The 21,329-nt window shown below is 42.0% G+C and carries 13 protein-coding genes; 12 read left to right on the forward strand and 1 reads right to left on the reverse strand.

Annotated features, from left to right (window positions below; all coding sequences use genetic code 11):
- Window positions 1–348: 348 nt before the first annotated feature.
- The 11 genes from ACGE0T_RS02875 (at window position 349) to ACGE0T_RS02925 (ending at window position 17,810) form a co-directional block, all read left to right on the forward strand.
- A complete protein-coding gene (locus ACGE0T_RS02875; protein WP_459189035.1) occupies window positions 349–2,202 on the forward strand; it encodes an Mfa1 family fimbria major subunit in 1,854 nt (617 codons plus the stop codon).
- Entirely contained in the window at window positions 2,169–3,209 is a 1,041-nt protein-coding gene (locus ACGE0T_RS02880) for a FimB/Mfa2 family fimbrial subunit (protein WP_459189036.1), read from the forward strand. The genes ACGE0T_RS02875 and ACGE0T_RS02880 overlap by 34 nt, the downstream gene beginning before the upstream one ends.
- Window positions 3,210–3,213: 4 nt before the next feature.
- A complete protein-coding gene (locus ACGE0T_RS02885; RefSeq protein ID WP_459189037.1) occupies window positions 3,214–4,395 on the forward strand; it encodes a fimbrial protein in 1,182 nt (393 codons plus the stop codon).
- A gap of 2 nt (window positions 4,396–4,397) precedes the next feature.
- Window positions 4,398–5,633 (forward strand): hypothetical protein, encoded by a 1,236-nt coding sequence (locus ACGE0T_RS02890; RefSeq protein WP_459189038.1) that lies wholly within the window; start codon window positions 4,398–4,400, stop codon window positions 5,631–5,633.
- Between the two features lie 21 nt (window positions 5,634–5,654).
- Window positions 5,655–8,996, forward strand: a complete 3,342-nt coding sequence (locus ACGE0T_RS02895; protein WP_459189039.1) for an Lcl C-terminal domain-containing protein — start codon at window positions 5,655–5,657, stop codon at window positions 8,994–8,996.
- Between the two features lie 113 nt (window positions 8,997–9,109).
- Window positions 9,110–11,170: a tetratricopeptide repeat-containing sensor histidine kinase gene (locus tag ACGE0T_RS02900; RefSeq protein WP_459189040.1), complete on the forward strand. Its 2,061-nt coding sequence runs from the start codon at window positions 9,110–9,112 to the stop codon at window positions 11,168–11,170.
- A gap of 25 nt (window positions 11,171–11,195) precedes the next feature.
- Window positions 11,196–12,257 (forward strand): DUF3810 domain-containing protein, encoded by a 1,062-nt coding sequence (locus tag ACGE0T_RS02905; RefSeq protein ID WP_459189041.1) that lies wholly within the window; start codon window positions 11,196–11,198, stop codon window positions 12,255–12,257.
- A gap of 194 nt (window positions 12,258–12,451) precedes the next feature.
- Entirely contained in the window at window positions 12,452–15,874 is a 3,423-nt protein-coding gene (gene ileS, locus ACGE0T_RS02910; RefSeq protein ID WP_459189042.1) for an isoleucine--tRNA ligase, read from the forward strand.
- A gap of 135 nt (window positions 15,875–16,009) precedes the next feature.
- Window positions 16,010–16,390, forward strand: coding sequence for a TraR/DksA family transcriptional regulator (locus ACGE0T_RS02915; protein ID WP_459189043.1), 381 nt, complete (start codon window positions 16,010–16,012; stop codon window positions 16,388–16,390).
- On the forward strand, window positions 16,391–17,014 hold the full coding sequence (locus tag ACGE0T_RS02920) for a lipoprotein signal peptidase (protein WP_459189044.1): 624 nt from the start codon (window positions 16,391–16,393) through the stop codon (window positions 17,012–17,014). It abuts the gene before it with no gap.
- Window positions 17,015–17,018: 4 nt separating this feature from the next.
- The gene (locus ACGE0T_RS02925) at window positions 17,019–17,810 is read left to right on the forward strand and encodes a DUF4296 domain-containing protein (protein WP_459189045.1); all 792 of its coding nucleotides are present in this window, start codon (window positions 17,019–17,021) and stop codon (window positions 17,808–17,810) included.
- A gap of 305 nt (window positions 17,811–18,115) precedes the next feature.
- Here ACGE0T_RS02925 and ACGE0T_RS02930 read toward each other — a convergent pair whose 3' ends face one another.
- The gene (locus tag ACGE0T_RS02930) at window positions 18,116–18,883 is read right to left on the reverse strand and encodes a TrmH family RNA methyltransferase (protein WP_459189046.1); all 768 of its coding nucleotides are present in this window, start codon (window positions 18,881–18,883) and stop codon (window positions 18,116–18,118) included.
- Between the two features lie 77 nt (window positions 18,884–18,960).
- On the opposite strand from ACGE0T_RS02930, the gene tamL reads away from it, so the two are divergent.
- The gene (tamL, locus tag ACGE0T_RS02935; protein WP_459189047.1) at window positions 18,961–21,303 is read left to right on the forward strand and encodes a translocation and assembly module lipoprotein TamL; all 2,343 of its coding nucleotides are present in this window, start codon (window positions 18,961–18,963) and stop codon (window positions 21,301–21,303) included.
- The last annotated feature ends 26 nt before the right edge of the window (window positions 21,304–21,329 follow it).

The following is a 21,329-nucleotide window of genomic DNA, read 5'->3' on the forward strand; positions in this document are numbered from 1 at the left end:
TTTTGTGTTTATAAAAGGCTAATAAAACGGTCGTTTATTCTTGTCGTTACAAAACTATGAATTAAAATTCAGACAAACAAACGGAAAATTGTAAAATATTTATATGCTTATACTTGTGTGAAAATACAATGTTGTGAAAATACAACAGTCCGAATAGAAAATGACTAAAATAAACGACCGTTTTTTTAGTCATTTTTTGAGGAATACAAAATGTTTGGATAATACACATAAGCCATTCATAAATCTACTATAATGAGAGGTATGCATGAAAAATTGAGAAAATAGCAGGTTGGTGATGTCGTTGTGTCAGGCACAAGTAAGTGGATATTAACTTAACTGATATAGAATATGAAACTGAATTACTTTTATGGGGTTCTTCCTCTGGCTTTGATACTATCGGGGTGTACGAGCAATGATGAGGAGGAAATTAATGGGCAACAGCCTGTTTCTAAAAGAGATGCTTACACCTCTGTGACAATCAAACTTCCAGCTGTGAGTGGTACGAGGGCTGATACGGGGCCTGCACATGATGATGGAGACCCCAAAGAATATGCCGTAAAAGACTTAACCCTCCTTTTCTTCCGTGCACCTGGCGGGGTGGAAGAGAATGAAGGCGATTTTGTATTAAGCGAGTTTCTTACAACACTTCCCGCCCTGCAAGTTCTTCCGGGAGGGGGCGCATTAAATGTCAATTTGCCTTCCGGCACGGCTGATGTGACAGGTGAGATAACTCAGAGTTTTTCGACAGAAGCAGTACCTATCGATAAAACTTCTTCGCGTGTGCTTGCTTTATTGAATTTGAAGGGGGCTTCCGCTTCTCTTAGCAGCGAGTTGGGGAGTATACTGAGAGTCGGTAATACGTTTAAAAATATTAATAGCGCTATTAAATTAGTGTCTATTAGTGATTTGGCTGGGGATAACGGTTTTTTGATGCTTTCGGAACCGGTATGGGATAATACATCCGGTAAGGCGGTTACCCTGACTAAATTTACACCGGGAAGTAAAGAGAACGCGACTGCTAATAAAACTTATATAAATGTGGAAAGAGTAGTTGCTAAGGTCAGCCTTGCTGTAAATGACGTTAGTTACACACAACAAGATGGAGATATGTATTCTTCCTTCAAAATATCTGAAGGTTCGCATACAGGGGATAAAATAGAAATTCTGGGATGGCTTTTAGGCAATACAAATACATATGTATATCCTTTCCGTAAGATCGATAATGGCTGGTCAACAGGTTTTTCTTCTGTTTGGAATAACGGAATATATTTGGGAAAACATCTTTATTGGGCGGAAGATCCCAATTATAAGGAAGGTGAAGGCAATACGTCTCAGTTTAATAGCCCGGTTTTGGAGACTGCAACATGGAATAATTTCACGGTTGGTACGGCTATTCCTTCTTCCGGTGTATATAGTGAATATTGCCTTGAAAATACCTGTAATTATAATATAATGTATAAGGCAAATGTGACACGTATTATTATTAAGGCTAAATATTATCCGAATGCTACGAATCAGAGCGGTGGAAATAATACGTTTGATATGACGGATGGTACCTGGTGGTCTTTTACTTCGGTTGCCGCCCATTATTCTCAAAAGAACCTGTTTAAGCAGATTGCCCAATGGGTCACAGATCAGAAAATTGCTGATTTTCCACAAGACCTTGAAGGTGATAATAATATAGATGCGGCAGAAGATGGTAATGGAATTGTTATAAGTTCTCAATCAAATGGCATTAGCGCTACTTTGACTTCAACCAATGGCAGTTGGTCTATTACACTTGAAAAATCCAGAACGAACCATTATAATCTTTATGCTCTTTCGTATACTCCGAAAAATGGAGCTAAAGTAACGATGGGTGACGCTCTTAAAACGACCTTCCAAAACCAGAAAGGAGAGATCCAGAAATATGACCAGGGAATTTGCTATTACGAGGCTTTCATCCGTCATTTTACGAATGATGAGGGAGGTTATGATACAACCTGGTCGATAGGAAACGATGGTTATGGAGTACAGCAATTAGGCCGCTATGGCGTTGTGAGAAATAACTGGTATAAGCTGACTCTTAATTCGGTTAAGCAGCCGGGAGAACCTACTATCCCCGATGATAAGGAAGTGCCGGTAGATACGGAGACGGCTTATATCGATTGCGATGTCAGTATAGTGGCATGGGCCTTGAGAGAACATGGAATCGATTTATAATTTCATTTGATCCGATGCGTTTCCATTTCCATCAGTTACGGTTGTTGGCTGTCTGGTCCATCTTTCTACCGGTACTTACTTCCTGTATCAGGGAATATCTGGATGAGTGCCCGCAGGAATATGCCCTCCGCTTCTGTTATGATTATAACATGAAGTTCACGGACTTGTTCGCAGGCCAGGTGGGAGACCTTTCTGTCTATGTATTCGACAGGGATGGGGAATATGTCTGCACAGTAACTGATAGTGGAGAGCGTTTACGCGATTCGGGATATAAGTTGGTGCTGCCGCTTGCTCCCGGAGAGTATCGTTTCGTCGTGTGGGCAGGACTCGATGGAGGGTGCTTTGCTCCGGCATCCCTTCTGCCCGGTGTTTCGAAAGAAAGCGACTTGTCGCTTACGTTATATCGCAATGGCAATGGAGAAGTCCCTTGCGACCGGCCGCTTGCCGCTTTATGGCATAGCCGGTCGGAAATTGTAGAAGTTCCCGGACCGGGAACTGAACGTACGGATACACTCAACCTCATTAAAGATACGAACACAATCCGCGTAATTTTGCAACAACGCGACGCTTCGTTCCTCCGGGCTTCCGATTTCGATATACATATCGATTGCCCGGAGGGAAACGGGCTTCTGGCACACAATAACGACTTGCTTCGCGACCAACCGTTAGTTTATCGGCCGTATGCCCTTTCGGACGGAGTGCCCGGCGGTGACCCGGAGTTGTCACAGGTGGTAGCAGACCTTTCTGTCAGCCGCCTTACAGTCGGTGATGCGATGCGTCTTCGTATCGGAAAAACAACCGGAGGAGAAGTTCTGGTTGATATGCCTTTAGTTGAATATCTGTTGATGACGCAGCATGAGCAGGATGTACGCATACTATCGGATCAGGAATATCTGGATCGTCAGGATATGTACACCATTCTCCTTTATCTTGACGGCAATCGTTGGTTCGATAGCTTGATTATCATAAATGGCTGGGCATTGCGTCCCGGTTCCGTAGATTTGTAAGCGTATGGAAAAGTTTCGATATAGATTGCTTCGTTTGTTACCAGCAGGATTCATATGCCTCTTGCTGTCATGTTCCAACGAGGTCCCTATGGAAGAAGAGGATAATCATAGCAGTCTTGTTCCCGAAGGCAAGGTCATGTTGACAATGGCGGTACGGGCAGCTACACCTTTCGGTTCCGGCGATTCCAGTTTGGGAACCGAAGCGGAAAGAACTATCAATTCGCTCTATGTTTTTGTTTTCAATATCGGTACCAGCCAATATTGCGAAGCGAAAAGGTTTAGTACCTACGACATGGAACAAAAAGAGGACGGAAGTTATACGTTTAGCATGCAGGTTACTCCTGGAAATAAACGTTTTTACCTGGTGGCGAATCCCCTGATTTCTTTTCGTGATGATCTGGCTGGTTATACACAGGCAGAATTGCAGGATCTGAAAACGATAACACTTGATAATCATGCGGATGGTGTGACAGAATATAATCCTTCTTTTTCTTCCGGACATCTTCCTGACCAGATGGAGCAAGCCCTTAATACCGGGAAAGGTATTCCGATGTCGATGAGTGTGACCGGGAGAATAGAACTGGATAAAAGTAAGCCACAGGGAGCCTCAGGCTATCAGGGAAATCTGACATTGGATGACGGCTCGGCAAATTTCAATCTGGTACGTGCTGTAGCTAAAATAAAATTGGTTTGTCATGTTCAAAATTATTTGTATGGTTCTAATTTTTCTTTGGAAACACTTGAAATAATACGAAGTAACAGGAGTACTTTTTTGTTTCCCAAATATGATGTGCAAGCGGGTAAATGGGTGATTGATTTTCCTTTTATGATGGAAGGATGTCTGCTGAATAGGACTGTCGGTTTTGAGTCTGGCAAACTGGTGTATGCTAATGATGGGCAATGGAGAGAGTTTGAGCGTGGAACTCATTACTTTTACGAAAATTATTTTGGTCCTACTTTGCCGGATGATACGTTGCAAGGATTGATAGATGAAACGAAGTATACCCAAATACATGTTGTGTGTAGTGACGGGCGCGACAAAATATTCACTCTTCCATACCTGAAACGGAATGACTTCTTGATCGTTACGATAAATATTACTCCCTCTATGATTATTTGTGATGTTAGTCCTTGGGAGGAAGAATCTATTTATCCGGATTATAAAGATGAAATTACAGGAGAATAAGTATGAAGAATCGGATACGATATAAGTTAAGTTTATGTTTGGCAATCTCTTTATTGGTGGTCGGGTGTACAAAAGAGTTGACGGGTGATATTGATTCTGATAAAAATGATGGCTTCATCCGGATTGTATTTGCTTCTTCTGGCTTTACGAAAGCGGATACTGATTTGCGTGCTCCTACGGCCGGTAATGAAGACGGCATACAGTCGTTGGAGCTTTATGGGTTTGCCTGGGGGCCAAGTTATATTTCCGGAGGTGGTATGGCAATCATAAATATATTCCATATACCTGGTAAAAGTCCGATAAATCCATCTGAGGATTGGGGAGTGATTAAAGGGGATACCGCTATTGTGATGAGTACTCTTTTTAGATTGAATGACAGGGGTGAAAATATTAAATATGTAAATTTGTATGCAATAGCCAATATTGCTCAAGTAACTTCGGTCGATGAAACTGCGTTTGCTTCTTTTAAGGCATATAATGATCAGATAACAACAGCAGTGCAGGGCTATATGAGAAAAAGCCAGCCCATCAGCCCGGACGTTGAAAATAAACTGAAGAACTTGGTTGTACAAGTTTCCGGCCTTTCAGCTCCTCTTGAGTATCCGGTAATGGTGCGGACGATGAAAGTGGAAGGAGGCGCTTCTTATATGCAGATGCCATTAGAAAGGGTCTATTGCCGCATCGGATTTTCATTCTTGTTTACCGGAAATTCAGCAGATCAAATTAAAATCAATACGATTACTATCGATAAGACCAGTGAGCAGGGGTATTTGTTTCTGGAAGAAAATGTTTCGGATACTCCTCCTGCGGGAGTTCTTAGATGGTCTGCCGAAAAGGAGATGGTCTCAGGTGTATTCAAAACTGCTAAAGGAGCTGTCTATACGAATGGGGAGCAGCCTACGGGAGGAACCATGCTTACTCTCTATGCAAATCAGGAAAGTAAGGCTCCTCTTTATTTCCGTACTTGCCAGTATCTTTGTGACAGTGAGGAGAACGCGCCTTCCATCACTCTGGAAATAGTTGTTACGAGCGGGGGAAAAACAATCACCCGCGAGTTGACAGCTCCTCTGTATAATTTTGAAGGAGTTGGCAATAAGAAACATTACGGTTTCCTGCGTAATCATTCCTATCAGGTAATCTCCACAATCAATACAAGTACGCTTCGACTGGAAGACGTGACGGTTGAGACGCATGACTGGAACGATCGGCCACCGGTTGATTTTCCCGATTTTAAATGAACATAACGTAATTCTCAGGCAATGAAATACAGCAATATCCCTATTTTATCGGTTCTCCTTCCGTGTCTTTTCTTTTTTGTTTCGTGCCGTGACGATATGTTGGGCCATGGCGCCGGTATGTCCATCGAGGTAGAAGAGGGGATTCCCGGTATATTGACGCTATCGGTGGGTTCCGACGAGCCGGTTTCGCATGTTGTGACACGGGCTACCGAAAAAGAGGAAAAGAATATCTCGTCGCTTTATGTTTTTGTCATAGACGTAACCGGTGAAGGGAATCCGGCAAACTGTCGGATACTATCAAAAAAATGGTTTCCCGACACTCAGAATTTATCTCGTGATGCATCCGGTAAGCTACAGGTCAGTATTCCGGCGGTTTCTTGCAATTCTGTCCGGATATTTGCTGTTGCGAACCTGAATACAGCCAACCAGTTGGCAAACAATGAAGATATGCTTGACCAGTTCCATAATGTAACTACTGAAGCGGAACTGGAAGATGTAACGGCTGAATTGGATTTGATGCGTAATACGGAAAATGCTTTGGTCGATCGTGTACAGGGTAGCCTGCTTTCTTCCGGCCACTTCTATTGTGTGCACCAGAATACATCATCGGCCGGAGAAAATCAATACCCACTTTATACAGACGGGGTAAAATTAGCATTGGAAGAAGATGCCGGCAGATTAATCTTAAAACATAAAGAAGGAGGCAGTAATGCTAAAGGTGAGAACTGGGTTGCAGGTGAGGCGGTTAACGGCAGTATCTGGCTCCATCATCTTGATGCTAAGGTGACTTTTCATGTGAAGCTGGCGAAAGATATGCCTGAAGGGGCTTATTTCAAACTGAAATCCTGGAAAGTGAAGAATCTGCGCAAGCGTTCTTTTGTACATTGGCAGGCAAATGATCCGGTAGGCTCCGGAGATGAACTGGCAGGGACGTCCGACTTGAAAGGAGATTATATCGTTGAGGAAGCCTCTGCTGAAAATAACGATATCGTCAGCAGCTTTTCATTTTATGCTCTGGAAAGCAGGAAGGGAACAAGTACTATTCCTTTTCCGGACATAGAGGCTGTAAAGAGTGCGATGGGAATCTCGGATTTTACAAATGCGGACCAGGCTTTTGCCTTGCGTGAAAAGAAGAAGGGAGACGGCTCTTTCCTTTATGCTCCTTCTGATGCCGCTTATGTGGTGTTAAAAGGCGAATACTATAATCCGGAAGAAAAACTGGAAGATGAAGGCGGATTGATACAACAACGTGCTGCAAATGTCACTTACCTGATTCACTTAGGGTATATCGGCAGGGAAAATATGGAAGATATCTCCTCTGCATCCGGCAGTGATGCCTTGAATAAATTGAACGATTTCCGAATTTTACGTAATTCGTCTTATGTTTATAATGTTACGGTGAGTGGTGCCGATAATATCCGGGTGGAGGCAATGAACGGATTAGAAAACCAGCCGGCTGCCGAAGGGACTGTTGTAGATTCGGAATTTGATCTGCAGGCGGATGCGCATTATGAACAACGTCTGATCGTATTAAATCTCCAGACAGTGGCAGAACATATAGAAACGACGAAAGCACAGTATCTTTATACGGTGAATACACCTTTTACCGGGGGAGCGGTGGAAGTTAAGTTGTTCGATGACGGCAATGATAACCGTTCGTCTACATTGGATGATGGTTGGGTTCATTTTGCATATCTGGGTAACGGTTCCCCCGGAGCTATGACGGAGGTTATGTTGGGGCGCATAGCAGAGGGCGCAGGTTATGGACTGCCTTATACGTATACCTATGATGTAAACCCGGAGGAAAGCTCAGCCCGCAATCCTGTACAGTTGTGGGGGCCTCTTACCTTATTGAAAAACCTGCAGTTGTGGGTGAAGACATATAATGATGCAATTGAAGCCGGAAAGTCTATAAATACAACGAACTCTGAAAATCCGTATATCGAGCTGGACGGAGGTCAGAAATTCTATCTGAACCGTTATTTTACTGTTTATGTGGATGAGTACTATTATACCCAAAATCCGGTAACGGGCACGACCTCCAATACTTTGTGGACGCGTTTTTGTAACACGGACGACCGTACGATGAGTATTTTCCAGGAGAATTATTCAAGCTCTGATACGCATAGTTCTTTCAGCCGTTCGGGGTTGAATATCAGGCAGCGTTCTATCCAGACAATTTATTCCCCTTTGCAGTCTGGCCAGCAATTGGCTATGAAGGCTTATGGGATAGAACATACGGATGAATATGGGGGAAATTACAATGTAGATAAGGAAAAAAAGCATCCTTTTACTCAAAATGATCTAAAAGGAGATATCGACGGATTGGATAATACGTTGCGGGGGCTTTGGGTAAATTCTGTTGCGTCGTCTGTTATCGGTAGTGATTTTGCCTGGAAAGGAGCAAGCCTTCTTTTCCCGTATGACGACCGTACTTCTAACGGGGGAAAAGGGGAAAAGAATAAATGGAGCAGCCGCTATATTACGGTAGCTGCACTTTCCCGTAATCGTGATAATAATCGTAACGGGATTATCGATAAAGAGGAAATCTTGTGGTATGTTCCCGCCCGTTTCCAGTTGATGAATCTTTATATGGGAACATTTCTGATGGATGACCCGCTTTATCAGAGTAAACTTTTGAAAAAAACGAAACAATGCTATGTGACCAGTACGGGCACTAATACAAAATGGCAGTGTTTCCTGATGGCGGATGAAGGTCCTTCTGTGAAATGGTTGAAACAGGACAACACTTTGTTGACGCAGGAGTTTTTGCACGGGAGTTATATCCGGTGTGCCCGTAATCTGGGAATTCCTCCGGTTTTGAGGAATACTCCCCCTTATACAGGTTCGGTTAGCGACTATGCGCATGAGGATATGACAATTACCAGCCCTCAACCGGATGCGGCGAATGTGAATTATACCATTACTTTTAATAAGTACAATACAGCCGGTATGCGTTCATATATCGGTGTAGGAGGTTTGGGCAGCCATACCTTGTTTCAGGCTGCCGCCCGTCCGTTCCATGGTTTTGTTACAGCAAAAAGTCTTTTGGCAACGGATGGCGTTACTTGGGAGGAGGCTTCCCGTTTATGCCGTACTTATTCCGAGCGGGAAGACCGTTCGGATAAGGAAACATGGCGTTTGCCGAACGCGAGCGAAGCTCTGGCGATGTTGCAGAATCTGACCCCTTCTTCAATATGGCTTTCCTCCTCGGATTTAAAGATGTGGACATGTACATTGAGCCTTCATAGTACATCTGTAAACCCTGAATATTTTTGTGTCGATTATGGTGAAAAGAATATGTTCAGTGTGTCATTCCGGGAAAAGGGCTATGTAAGATGTGTCCGGGATACGAATAGCTAATAGAATTAAAAAGAGTATGATTCAAATTGAAACTGTTGGTTTGCAAATGAAAAGCTGTTATCTTTGAAAATCAAAAGATAAGCATCTGCTTTATGAAGGGAAAATGCATATATATGAGAGGGTTGCTTTTGTTCTTATACCTGTTTTTATTGGGGACAAACGCCTATGGCTTGGAAGAGATATCCATTGAAAGTCAAAGTAAGTCAAGGATGGATAGTCTGTCGGTTGTTCTTCGGAATGCAACCGATGTGGATACAAAATTAAAGTCTTTGTACAAACTGTCCATGTTGTCTTGGGAAACTTCTTCCGAACCGGCTTATTTGATACAATTGGCGCAGTTGGCGGAAAAAAACGATTCTATGTCTTATTTTTATCATGCTGTTTCTTCTTTGGGACGCTATTATTGTAATAGAAATATACAGGATAGCTTGTTGTATTGGGGAGGTGTTTTGGATTCGGTCATAAAAAAACATGGAGAAATACCCACAGCCTCTTTTGACTTCCTTAATTATTATTGTCGTTTCTATTTGGTAAGCGGAGAATATGAGTTGGCAATGAATGAAGCTGTTCGTCTTCAGATGTTGGCGGATGAAACCGGTAATCAGCAAGGGGCTGTTTCCAGTAATGAATATTTGGGAATGATTTATTTGATAATAGGTCGTGACCGTGACGCTGTTTCTGCTTTTGAAAAAGGTCTTGCCCTTTTAAAAGAAATGGGAGGACAACCTGATTATGAAATTCAGATAATGTCTTATCTGTTAATTTCTTATTTAAGGCTGAATGAATTGGATAAAAGCCGTTCCACGCTTGAATATTTCAAATATTTATTGGGAAAAATGGAAAAAGAAAAAGATTCCAGTTGGATGAATTATCCGTTCCGGACTAAATATTGTATTTTATATTCCAATTATATGGATTTGTATGTGGCTGAACACAATCGCGCTAAAGCGGAAGAAGCCATGAGAAAGGCAAACGCTTATTTGCATGAAAAAAACAGGAATGATGGTTATTTGATTTCTATTCATAATCTATCATTGGCACGGTATTATTTTTATATAAAAGATTATCCGAGGGCTATCAGAGAAATCGACAAGGTATTGGAAGTCGATTATTCCACGGATCCCCTTAAATTGAAGGTGGAGATATTGAAAGGTGCCGGAAAAAAAGACGAGGCTCTGGCAATAAGTGCTGATTTATTGTCCTTTATCGAGCAATCCAATATTATGTCTTTTACCCGCCAGTTGAATCAACTTCAAACGTTGCATAATTTGAATGAGAAGAAGATGCAGGAACAGAAGTTGTTGTATCAAAATGAAAAGTTGTCTCAAAAACAACGCCAGTTGACAGGCTCTCTTATTTTTTCTTTACTTTTATTGGTTCTGCTTTATTTTTTGTTCCGTTATGTCCATCATGTCCGTCGGTTGAAAGATGATTTGCAAAAGGAGCGGGAGGTTCTGATAGACACATCCGATAAATTGCGTGTAGCGAAGGAACATGCGGAAGAGTCGAACCGGCTTAAAACAACCTTTGTTGCAAATATCAGCCATGAAATACGGACGCCTTTAAATGCGATCGTCGGTTTCTCCGCCTTGCTGCCGGAAGCGGATGACGAAGAGAAAAAAGAATATATCCGGATTATCAGTGATAATACAAGCTTGTTGTTGGATTTGGTAAATGATGTACTCGATTTGTCGCGGATTGAGTCGGAATCATTTACTCTTATACTGCAAGAGTCTTCTATTTATGATTGTTGCCGGAAGGCACAAGATAGTATGCGGCAGAGAGTAAAGCCGGGTGTGAACCTGACGCTGACATTTTCAGATAAGGATTTTATTATGAAGACCGATGTTTTGCGGTTGCAACAATTGTTATTGAATCTGCTGACCAACGCAGCCAAATATACGGAAAAAGGAGAGATTAATCTCGATTATCGAGTAGACCGTGCGAAAAAACAGGTCGTCTTTTCCGTGACCGATACGGGAAGCGGTGTTCCTTTGGACAAGCAGGAGAGCATATTCGATCGTTTCGAAAAGGTCGATGAATTTAAGCAGGGGGCCGGATTGGGATTGGCTATTTGCCGTACGATTGCTGCCTGTTTTGGCGGGACGCTTAGTATCGACTCTGCTTATTCCTCGGGAGCGCGGTTTGTGTTTATACATCCGTTTGGAGAGTGAACAAGGATTTGCTATCTTTGTTTATATGAAGCAAAGTAAAGATTGGTTGAAAAAGATACGTATCCGTTGGATTATCCAGGCTGTTTTACTGGTTGCAATCTGGGTTGTGATGAGGTCTCCGGTTTTAGGAGAATGGTATGCCCGGAAGATATATCCTTTTTTCTCGGCGGTATTGTCCCGTTTTTCTTCTCTATTCCCCTTCTCCGTGGGGGATTGTTTTATTTATGGGAGTGTAGCCGGATTATTGATTTATCTTGTCTATGCCGCTGTAAGGCGACGTTCGTGGAAAACAACAACCGGACGTATGTTGGAATATTTGTTATGGGTATATATATGGTTTTATCTGGCATGGGGATTGAATTATTTCCGGATGGATTTTTATGCCCGCACGCAAATACCTTATGCGGCATATTCTGAAGAAGATTTCCATGCTTTTCTTACTGCTTATACGGATTCGTTGAATAAATCGTATCTTTCGTTTGAAGAAATAGCTCCGGAAACAGTGGCGGAAGAAGTAAAAAAAGAATATAAGGAAATCGCGCCGTTTTTTGCCTTGAACCAACCAGGCGGGCATTTACGGATGAAACCAATGTTGATTTCTTCGTTGATGAGCAAAGTGGGAGTGTTAGGGTATATGGGGCCGTTCCTGAATGAGTTTAATATGAATCGTGACTTGCTGCCGGTCCAGTACCCGTTTACTTACGCCCACGAAATGGCACATGTATTGGGCATAGCCAGTGAAGCGGAAGCAAATTTGTATGGTTATCTGGTTTGTGTCGGTTCGGATATCCCGGAAATACGTTTTTCCGGTTATTTCGGATTATTCCCTTATGTGTTGAGTAATGCCTATCAATTATTGGGAGAAGAAGCGTTTAAAGCGTGGGTACAAACGGTTTTACCGGAGATAAAAGACCTATATAATGAAAAAAATGCCTATTGGCAGGCTTTATACAGCCCTTTTATCGGAGAGATGCAGGATACCGTTTATAACTGGTTTCTTAAAGGAAATAACATACCGACCGGACGGCAGAACTATTCGGAAGTGATAGGACTGTTAATGGCACTGCAAAATCAGGAGGAAAATTAGTTGAAATCTTTTCAGTGGACAAGCTCTGTACAAGCATTGGCAATTGAGCTTTATAATTTGTTAATTAATTAGCGGAAAACTCAAATAACTGTCAACTGTCACATGTCAACTGTCAATTCTTTACCGCTTTGTCTATTTTGAATAAAATCACTACCTTTGCAACATTTTTAGAAGAAAGATAAATATAACGCGATATGAGTAAAAAATTTGCCGAATACTCTAAATTTGACTTATCGAATGTCAATAAAGAGGTGCTGAAGAAATGGCAGGATGGCGACATCTTCCACAAGAGTCTTGAAATCCGCAAAGGACATCCATCGTTTGTGTTTTACGAAGGTCCTCCTTCCGCAAATGGTATGCCTGGCATTCACCATGTTATTGCCCGTTCGATTAAGGATATTTTCTGCCGTTACAAAACGATGAAAGGTTATCTGGTGAACCGTAAAGCCGGATGGGATACACATGGGCTTCCGGTTGAACTGGGTGTTGAAAAAGCATTGGGTATTACGAAAGAAGATATCGGCAAAAAGATATCCGTTGCCGAATATAATGCAGCATGCCGTAAGGATGTGATGAAGTTTACCAAAGAATGGGAAGACCTTACACAGAAAATGGGTTACTGGGTGGATATGGAAAATCCGTATATCACTTATGATAACCGCTATATCGAAACTTTATGGTATTTGCTGAAAGAATTATATAAGAAAGGTTTACTGTATAAGGGATACACGATTCAGCCGTATTCGCCGGCTGCTGGTACTGGGTTGAGTACACACGAGTTGAACCAGCCGGGTTGTTACCGGGATGTGAAGGATACGACTTGTACGGCGCAGTTCCGCATATTGGATCCGAAACCGGAAATGACAGAGTTCGGGGAACCGTTCTTCCTGGCATGGACGACTACGCCTTGGACATTACCTTCCAATACCGCTCTTTGTGTGGGTCCGAATATCTCTTATGTAGCTGTCCAGACTTACAATTCATATACAGGTATGCCGATGACTGTTGTATTGGCAAAAGACCTGTTGAATGCTCATTTCAATCCGAAAGCGGCTGATTTGGCTTTGTCCGATTATAAACCGGGCGATAAATTGATTCCGTTTAAAGTTGTTGGCGAGTGGAAAGGTCCGGAATTGGCAGGTATGCATTACGAGCAGCTGATTCCATGGGTAAATCCGGGAGAAGGTGCTTTCCGTGTTATCACCGGCGATTATGTAACTGTTGAAGATGGTACAGGTATTGTACATATCGCTCCGACATTTGGTGCGGATGACGACCGGGTTGCAAAAGCAAGCGGTATACCTCCGTTGATGATGGTGGATAAAGACGGATTACGCCGTCCGATGGTTGATATGACCGGTAAATTCTATTTATTGGAAGATCTGGATCCGGAATATGTACAAACTTGTATGAATGCTGCTGATTATGATCCGTGGCAGGGTAAGTTCGTAAAGAATGCTTACGATCCGACAAAAGGCGAAAAAGACGAAACACTGGATGTGGAAATCTGTATGATGCTGAAAGCACAGAACCGTGTATTCCGTATCGAAAAGCATGTTCATAATTATCCTCACTGCTGGCGTACGGACAAGCCCGTATTGTATTATCCGCTGGATAGCTGGTTTATCCGTACAACTGCTTGTCGCGAACGGATGATTGAACTGAATAATACAATTAACTGGAAACCTCAGAGTACCGGTACGGGACGTTTCGGCAAATGGCTGGAAAACCTGCAAGACTGGAATCTGAGCCGTAGCCGCTATTGGGGAACTCCGCTTCCTATCTGGCGTACAGAAGACGGTAGCGAAGAAAAGTGTATAGGTTCCGTAGAAGAATTGTATAATGAAATCGAAAAGGCTGTTAAAGCCGGACTGATGGAATCCAATCCTTATAAAGGCTTCCATCCGGGTGAATATACGCAGGAAAACTACGAAAAGATCGATTTGCACCGTCCTTATGTGGACGATATAATTCTCGTATCCGAGAACGGAAAGCCGATGAAGCGTGAAACGGACCTTATCGATGTTTGGTTCGATTCAGGTGCTATGCCTTATGCACAGATACATTATCCGTTTGAAAACAAGGAAGTTTTAGACAACCGTGAGGTTTATCCTGCCGATTTCATTGCCGAAGGTGTGGACCAGACGCGTGGATGGTTCTTCACATTGCATGCACTGGCAACAATGGTATTCGATAGCGTTGCTTATAAAGCTGTTGTTTCCAATGGTCTGGTGTTGGATAAGAATGGTAATAAAATGTCCAAACGTCTGGGTAATGCTGTCGACCCGTTCTCAACAATCGAGCAACACGGTTCCGACCCGTTGCGTTGGTATATGATTACGAATGCTTCTCCGTGGGATAATATCAAATTTGATATAGATGGTATTGAGGAAGTTCGTCGTAAATTCTTCGGTACATTATATAATACGTATTCATTCTTCTCGCTGTATGCTAATGTGGACGGATTTAATTATTCCGAAGCAGATATTGCATGGGCGGAACGTCCTGAAATCGACCGTTGGATTCTGTCATTGCTGAATACTCTGGTAAAGGATGTGGACAGTTATCTGGAAGCATACGAACCGACTCGTGCGGGACGTGCTATCTCTGATTTTGTGAACGACAACCTGAGTAACTGGTATGTACGCCTGAACCGCCGTCGTTTCTGGGGTGGAGGTATGACTACCGATAAGCTTTCTGCTTACCAGACTTTATATACTTGCCTGGAAACGGTAGCCAAACTGATGGCTCCTATCGCCCCGTTCTATGCAGACCAGTTGTTCTTGGATTTGATTGCTGTTACCGGACGCGAAAATGTAGAATCTGTTCACTTGTCTGATTTCCCTGTTTGTCATGAGGATATGATAGATAAGGATCTGGAAGAACGTATGCAGATTGCACAGGATATCTCTTCTATGGTACTGGCTTTGCGCCGTAAGGTAAATATTAAGGTGCGTCAGCCGCTACAGACGATAATGGTTCCGGTTCTGGATGCACACCAACAGGAAAGTATCGAAGCAGTGAAGGCTTTGATTTTGAATGAGGTGAATGTGAAAGACTTGAAGTTTGTCGGTAATTCCGCAGGTATCCTGGTGAAGAGAATCAAACCGGACTTTAAGAAATTAGGCCCGCGTTACGGGAAAATAATGAAGAGCCTTGCTGCTGCTATTCAGTCTATGAGTCAGGATGATATCAATGCTTTTGAAAAAGCAGGCTCATTCTCTTTGAACATTGAAGGTCAAGAGGCTGTTGTAGAATTGGCGGACGTTGAGATCATCTCAGAAGACATACCGGGCTGGCTGGTAGCAAATCAGGGACGCTTGACAGTCGCATTGGATATTACTGTAACGGATGAATTGAAAAAAGAAGGTTTGGCACGTGAATTGGTAAACCGTATCCAGAACCTGCGTAAGAGCAACGGATACGATATTACGGATAAAATTGCGGTAACTGTTCTTTCTTCGGACGAAATGGATGAAGCAATCAAGGATTTCGGTTCATACATAGCAAACCAGGTGCTGGCTGTAAGTGTTGAGATTGAAGAAGAAGCGATTAGCGATGCAACGGAGCTGGATTTTGAAGATTTTAAACTTTCAGTCCGTATCGAAAAAGTATGAATATAGAATGAATAATTAATGATGAGGAGTGAATAATTCAAGAAATGCACTATATTTGCCTTCAAGTGAAGGTTATTAACATTAGTTTGTTCTTCATTCTTCATTGTTGATTAATTATTATTAATTTAAAAAACCATGGCAGAGAAAACGAGATATTCGGATGCTGAACTCGAGGAGTTTCGCACCATAATATTAGAGAAGCTGGATAAAGCGAAAAAAGATTATGATTTGTTGAGGTCCGGTGTAACTAATTCGGATGGTAACGACGTGGCTGATACATCTCCTACATTTAAGGTTTTGGAAGAAGGTGCTGCTACTTTATCAAAAGAGGAAGCAGGCCGTCTGGCACAGCGCCAGATGAAGTTTATTCAGAATTTACAGGCGGCTTTGATTCGCATTGAAAATAAAACGTATGGTATCTGCCGTGAAACGGGTAAGTTGATTCCAAAAGAAAGACTACGTGCGGTACCTCATGCAACTTTGAGTATTGAAGCTAAACAAGGAGGCGCTAAGTAAATGAAATATTCCAAAGGTTGGGGAGCAGTGTTAATTGTAATGCTGCTCCTTCTTCTTGACCAAGTTTTGAAAATATGGGTGAAGACCCATATGCAATTACACGAATACAAGGAAATAACTTCGTGGTTCTATATTTATTTCACGGAGAATCCAGGTATGGCGTTCGGCATTGAAGTAATAGGAAAATTATTTTTGTCCGTTTTCCGTATTATTGCAGTAGGGTTTATCGGTTATTATCTTTACAAATTGGTGAAAGACAATTATAAATTTGGTTTTATAGCCTGTGTTGCACTGATATTTGCCGGAGCTATCGGAAATATAATAGATTCAATCTTTTATGGTGTCGTATTCAATCATAGTTTTGGTCAGGTAGCAACCTTTATGCCAGAAGGTGGAGGATATGCACCCTGGTTGCATGGAAAAGTGGTGGATATGTTTTATTTTCCTTTAATTAAAACTACTCTACCGGATTGGTTGCCCATTTGGGGCGGACAGGATTTCGAATTTTTCCGTCCTATTTTTAATTTGGCAGATTCTGCTATTTGTGTGGGTGTGTTTTTGTTACTGATATTTTACCGTCACACTTTATCGGAAAGTCTTTCTAAATCAGAAAATAAAAAATAATAGTATGCGGAATTGGCTGCATAAATATGGTTTTGTCATATTTTTGGGTATGATAGCGGTGGCTTGTAGTAAAGTTCCCGGCGGGCTTCTGTCGGAGAAGGATATGCAGTCCGTGCTGATTGATATGCAATTGGCAGAAGCCATGATTTATCAGTATCCGGATAAATTCCCGGACGAAGCTCATAAAAAAGCCGTGTTCCAGTCTGTTTTCCAAAAGCATGAGATAACGGAAGCTGTTTATGATTCTTCTTTGGTTTGGTATGGCCGCAATCTGGATATTTATATGGGGGTATGCGACCGTGTACTTGCCGAATTGAACAAACGTCAGAAGGCTCTTGGTGACGTACAGATTAATGTAACTGTCGATAAAGAAGATTCAATAGATATATGGCCACGCCGCAGGTTCCTGACTTTAGAACCGGATGCTATTTTTAATGGAGTTGCATTTAATGTGGAGCCTAAAACCAGTTATTCTTCGGGAAGTGCGTTTGTTCTTGGTATGAATGTCTGGGGTATTAACGAAAAATGGAAATATAAACCGGAGGTTCGTTTAAGTGTATTCCAGGGAGATACAACTATAACTGTGAATAAGAAAATATCGAAGGACGGTTATTATGAAACGATCGTAAAGAGTCTTCCAACCAAGCGGGTGAAAAGTGTTTATGGACATATCTTTATGAATAATGCAGATTCGGCTTCTTATTATAAAGTATATGTGGATAGCCTGAGCCTGATGAAATATAACTACGGGCGATTGGATGAAATAGCTAAACCTGATAGTACCAAAAGCGAGTGATGCGGCGGGTAGCTTCACATTATACATATTACCGGCAACTTTATCGTATGCATTATGTCGAACTGGATAACCAGAGGGCTTTTACTGGTGTTTTCCCTTTGGATGGGGAAATTGCAGGTACGGAATTTTATGATGGGCTACTTGTTCCAGTCGCATGTGGTGAAGAAATGAAATCTTTGGAAAAAATCTCTGTTTCTATCCAATGGGAGACAGGAAAGTCCCGCACCGTAATACTATCCGATGTCTTAAAACAAAACGGTTTTTCTTTGGATATAGAGGCTGGTGATTCGGTACAACTCCTTCTTTTAACCGGCATTTCCTTGCCGCCGGCGGAATTCTGCACAGACAACAGCCGTAGCAATGGCTACATTAAGCGACTCTGAGGTTTCTCTTTCCGGCGGAAAACTTGGAATATATAGTTTCTCGTTTATCAATGCTTCGATTTCAGGGCGTATGCCGTTGCCTTCATTTCCCATTATAAGAATACCGTTGCCGGATAATTCTTTGGTATACATATTTTCCCCATCCAAAAAAGTCCCGAATAATGGGATACCTTGTTGTGACTGCTTTTTGAGATATTCCTTCAGTTGGGTATAATGTACGTTGACATGCGCTAAAGCTCCCATTGTTGCCTGTACCGTTTTGGGGCCGAATACATCGGCTGTATCTTGGCTGCAAACGATGTGCTCGATGCCAAACCAGTCAGCCAACCGGATAATTGTGCCTAAATTTCCGGGATCTTGTATGCCATCCAAAGCAAGGACAAGGGATGTTTCGGGATGTACGTCTTCCAGTTTCCATGTCGGATACTTAAATACGGCTAATACATCCTGGGGATTTTTCAGGAAACTGGCTTTCCGGATATCATCTTCTTCTGCTACAAGCAATTCTTTTGCCGGGATGTCGCCTTGGGTAGCCATCCATGATGGTTTAGCTACTAAAAGTTCACATTCGAAGGCGTTCATCATGTCGGCAACTAATTTATTCCCTTCTGCTACGAAGGCATTTTCTTCGTTTCTGTATTTTTTAAGTTCAAGCGAACGGATATATTTTACTTTAGCTTTACTTAGCATATTTGTTCTTTTTACAAAACAAATGTACAGGAATTTATTTAATTTCAACTACATTTGCGTGCGTAAAAGCTCGAAGAATGAAGGGAAACCTCCGTATATTATATTTCATAAGTCTTGCATGGATACTGGCAGCCTGTAGTTCGACAAAGTTTGTTGGCGACGGGGAATATTTGTTGGATAAGGTAGAGATAGAAACGAAAGGTAAAGTCTTTAAAACATCCGACGTAAAACCTTATTTGCGGCAACAACCGAACTTTAAAGTGTTCGGCTTGATGAAATGGCAGCTTTTTGTCTATGATTGGTCCGGAAAAAATGAAAAGAGATGGATAAACAAACAGCTTCGAAGGATAGGTGAACCTCCTGTTATACTCGATACTTTGTTGGTAGACCAGTCGGTTAACGAACTTCAACGTTTTTGCATCAATAAAGGCTATGTCAATGCAGAAGTCTCTGCTTCGATTGATACATCCAGGCATAAGAAAGCTGTCGTAACGTACAATATAGTACCGAATGAACCTTACCGGATTAATCATTATAGAATGTCATTGGATGATCCGGTAATTGACAGTATTGCCAGAATGAAGCCCCCGCACCGCTCTATGTTATCATCTGCATTCCGTACTTATTCGGATGATTATACTTCGCTGATAAAAGACAGTGCACTGTTTGACCGGGATGTGCTGGATAAAGAGCGGCAACGTATCACTACATTATTGCGTAGACGCGGATATTATGCATTTAACCGGGATTACCTGTCTTATGTTGCGGATAGCTCTTTTAATCGTAATATCGTTAATCTTTATATGCTTCTCAAGCCTTACCGGCTTCAACAACAGGATGGAACCATTGCGGATACTTTACACCGTCCTTATTATATCAAAGATGTAGCAATAGTAACGGATTATGACCCGCTGACGTTGGATGAAGATGCATCCTTTGTGCGTGATACGGTAGATAATAAAAGCGGCGTAAAGATCTTGTACGGTAAAAGAGGGCATTCCATTCGTCCGAATGTGTTGAGAAGAAGTAATTTTATCACTCCTGGAAAATTATATAATGACCGGAGTGTGGAACAGACTTATTCGGCCTTTTCAACATTGAGGTCTTTGAGGAATGTAAATATCCGTTTTTCGGAAATCGAGGAGAATGATACAATGAAACTAAATTGTACAATTCTCACATCCCCAGCAAAATTGCAAGGATTCGGGGTAGATGTTGAAGGAACTAACTCTGCCGGTGATTTGGGATTTGCTTCCAGTTTGAATTATCAGCATCGTAATATATTTAAAGGTTCCGAAGTTTTCTCAGCAAAAATCAGGGGGGCTTTTGAGGCTTTATCCAAGCAAACGAGCAGTTATTGGGAGTTGGGGGCCGAGACTTCTATTTTATTCCCCCGGTTTTTATTTCCATTTGTTACTGATAATTTTAAGCGCAGGCTCAGGGCGACAACTGAATTAAAACTTAGTTATAGTTTTCAGACGCGTCCGGAATTTCAGCGTGCCATTCTTTCCGGGGGATGGAGTTATATATGGCAGGATAGGAGTAATTCGCAGGCACGCCATGTCTTTAAATTGCTGGATGTGGATTATGTACAATTGCCTAATATAGATTCTACATTTAAGTCTACATTGCCGGAATCTACATTACTGTACAATTTTACCGACCAGTTTATTGTTGGTGCGGGGTATACTTATTCGTTTAATTCTTACAATCCGGAAAACCGGCTCAGGAATACACATTCTATGCGTTTTTCTTTTGAGATGGCCGGAAACTTGTTGTATGCATTATCTAAGATGACAGGTTCTGAAAAAGATGCAGAAGGACGTTATAAATTTTTTGGTATCAATTACTCCCAGTTTATAAAAGGAGATGCGGATTTCAGTAAGCGAATTGTTCTGGATAGCCGTAACCATATCGCTTACCATATTGGGATAGGTGTAGGATTTCCGTATGGAAATTCAAAAATGTTACCTTTCGAACGTAGTTATTTTTCCGGTGGGGCAAACAGTGTGAGAGGCTGGTCTGTACGTTCACTCGGACCGGGTGGCATGCCGATAGATTCAGTTAAATCATTTGCCCAGCAGATTGGTGATATCCGTTTGGATTTGAATGTGGAATATCGAACAAAGTTATTCTGGAAATTCGAAATGGCTGCGTTTATTGATGCAGGCAATGTCTGGACATTCCATAAATATGAAGATCGCCCGAATGGTAATTTTGATTTTTCCCGTTTTTATAAAGAGATAGCTGTTTCATACGGACTGGGTCTTCGTCTGGACTTCGATTTCTTCCTGGTTCGTTTCGATACCGGTATGAAAGCATACGATCCTCAGCGTTCGGGTAGAGACCGCTGGGCTATCCTGTCCCCGAATTTCAAGGACAATTTCGCTTGGCATTTCGCCGTTGGTTATCCGTTCTGATAAAAAAAGATATGAAGTCTTTGCAT

Source organism: Parabacteroides sp. APC149_11_2_Y6, assembly GCF_054506995.1.

Bases quoted from the DNA above. Each gene is read 5' to 3' on its own strand.
- ACGE0T_RS02900 (WP_459189040.1), top strand. From the start codon at position 9,110: ATGAGAGGGTTGCTTTTGTTCTTATACCTGTTTTTATTGGGGACAAAC.
- ACGE0T_RS02925 (WP_459189045.1), top strand. From the start codon at position 17,019: ATGCGGAATTGGCTGCATAAATATGGTTTTGTCATATTTTTGGGTATG.
- ACGE0T_RS02890 (WP_459189038.1), top strand. From the start codon at position 4,398: ATGAAGAATCGGATACGATATAAGTTAAGTTTATGTTTGGCAATCTCT.
- tamL (WP_459189047.1), top strand. From the start codon at position 18,961: ATGAAGGGAAACCTCCGTATATTATATTTCATAAGTCTTGCATGGATA.
- ACGE0T_RS02915 (WP_459189043.1), top strand. From the start codon at position 16,010: ATGGCAGAGAAAACGAGATATTCGGATGCTGAACTCGAGGAGTTTCGC.
- ACGE0T_RS02930 (WP_459189046.1), bottom strand. From the start codon at position 18,883: ATGCTAAGTAAAGCTAAAGTAAAATATATCCGTTCGCTTGAACTTAAA.
- ACGE0T_RS02885 (WP_459189037.1), top strand. From the start codon at position 3,214: ATGGAAAAGTTTCGATATAGATTGCTTCGTTTGTTACCAGCAGGATTC.
- ACGE0T_RS02875 (WP_459189035.1), top strand. From the start codon at position 349: ATGAAACTGAATTACTTTTATGGGGTTCTTCCTCTGGCTTTGATACTA.
- ACGE0T_RS02895 (WP_459189039.1), top strand. From the start codon at position 5,655: ATGAAATACAGCAATATCCCTATTTTATCGGTTCTCCTTCCGTGTCTT.
- ACGE0T_RS02920 (WP_459189044.1), top strand. From the start codon at position 16,391: ATGAAATATTCCAAAGGTTGGGGAGCAGTGTTAATTGTAATGCTGCTC.
- ACGE0T_RS02880 (WP_459189036.1), top strand. From the start codon at position 2,169: ATGGGCCTTGAGAGAACATGGAATCGATTTATAATTTCATTTGATCCG.
- ACGE0T_RS02905 (WP_459189041.1), top strand. From the start codon at position 11,196: ATGAAGCAAAGTAAAGATTGGTTGAAAAAGATACGTATCCGTTGGATT.
- ileS (WP_459189042.1), top strand. From the start codon at position 12,452: ATGAGTAAAAAATTTGCCGAATACTCTAAATTTGACTTATCGAATGTC.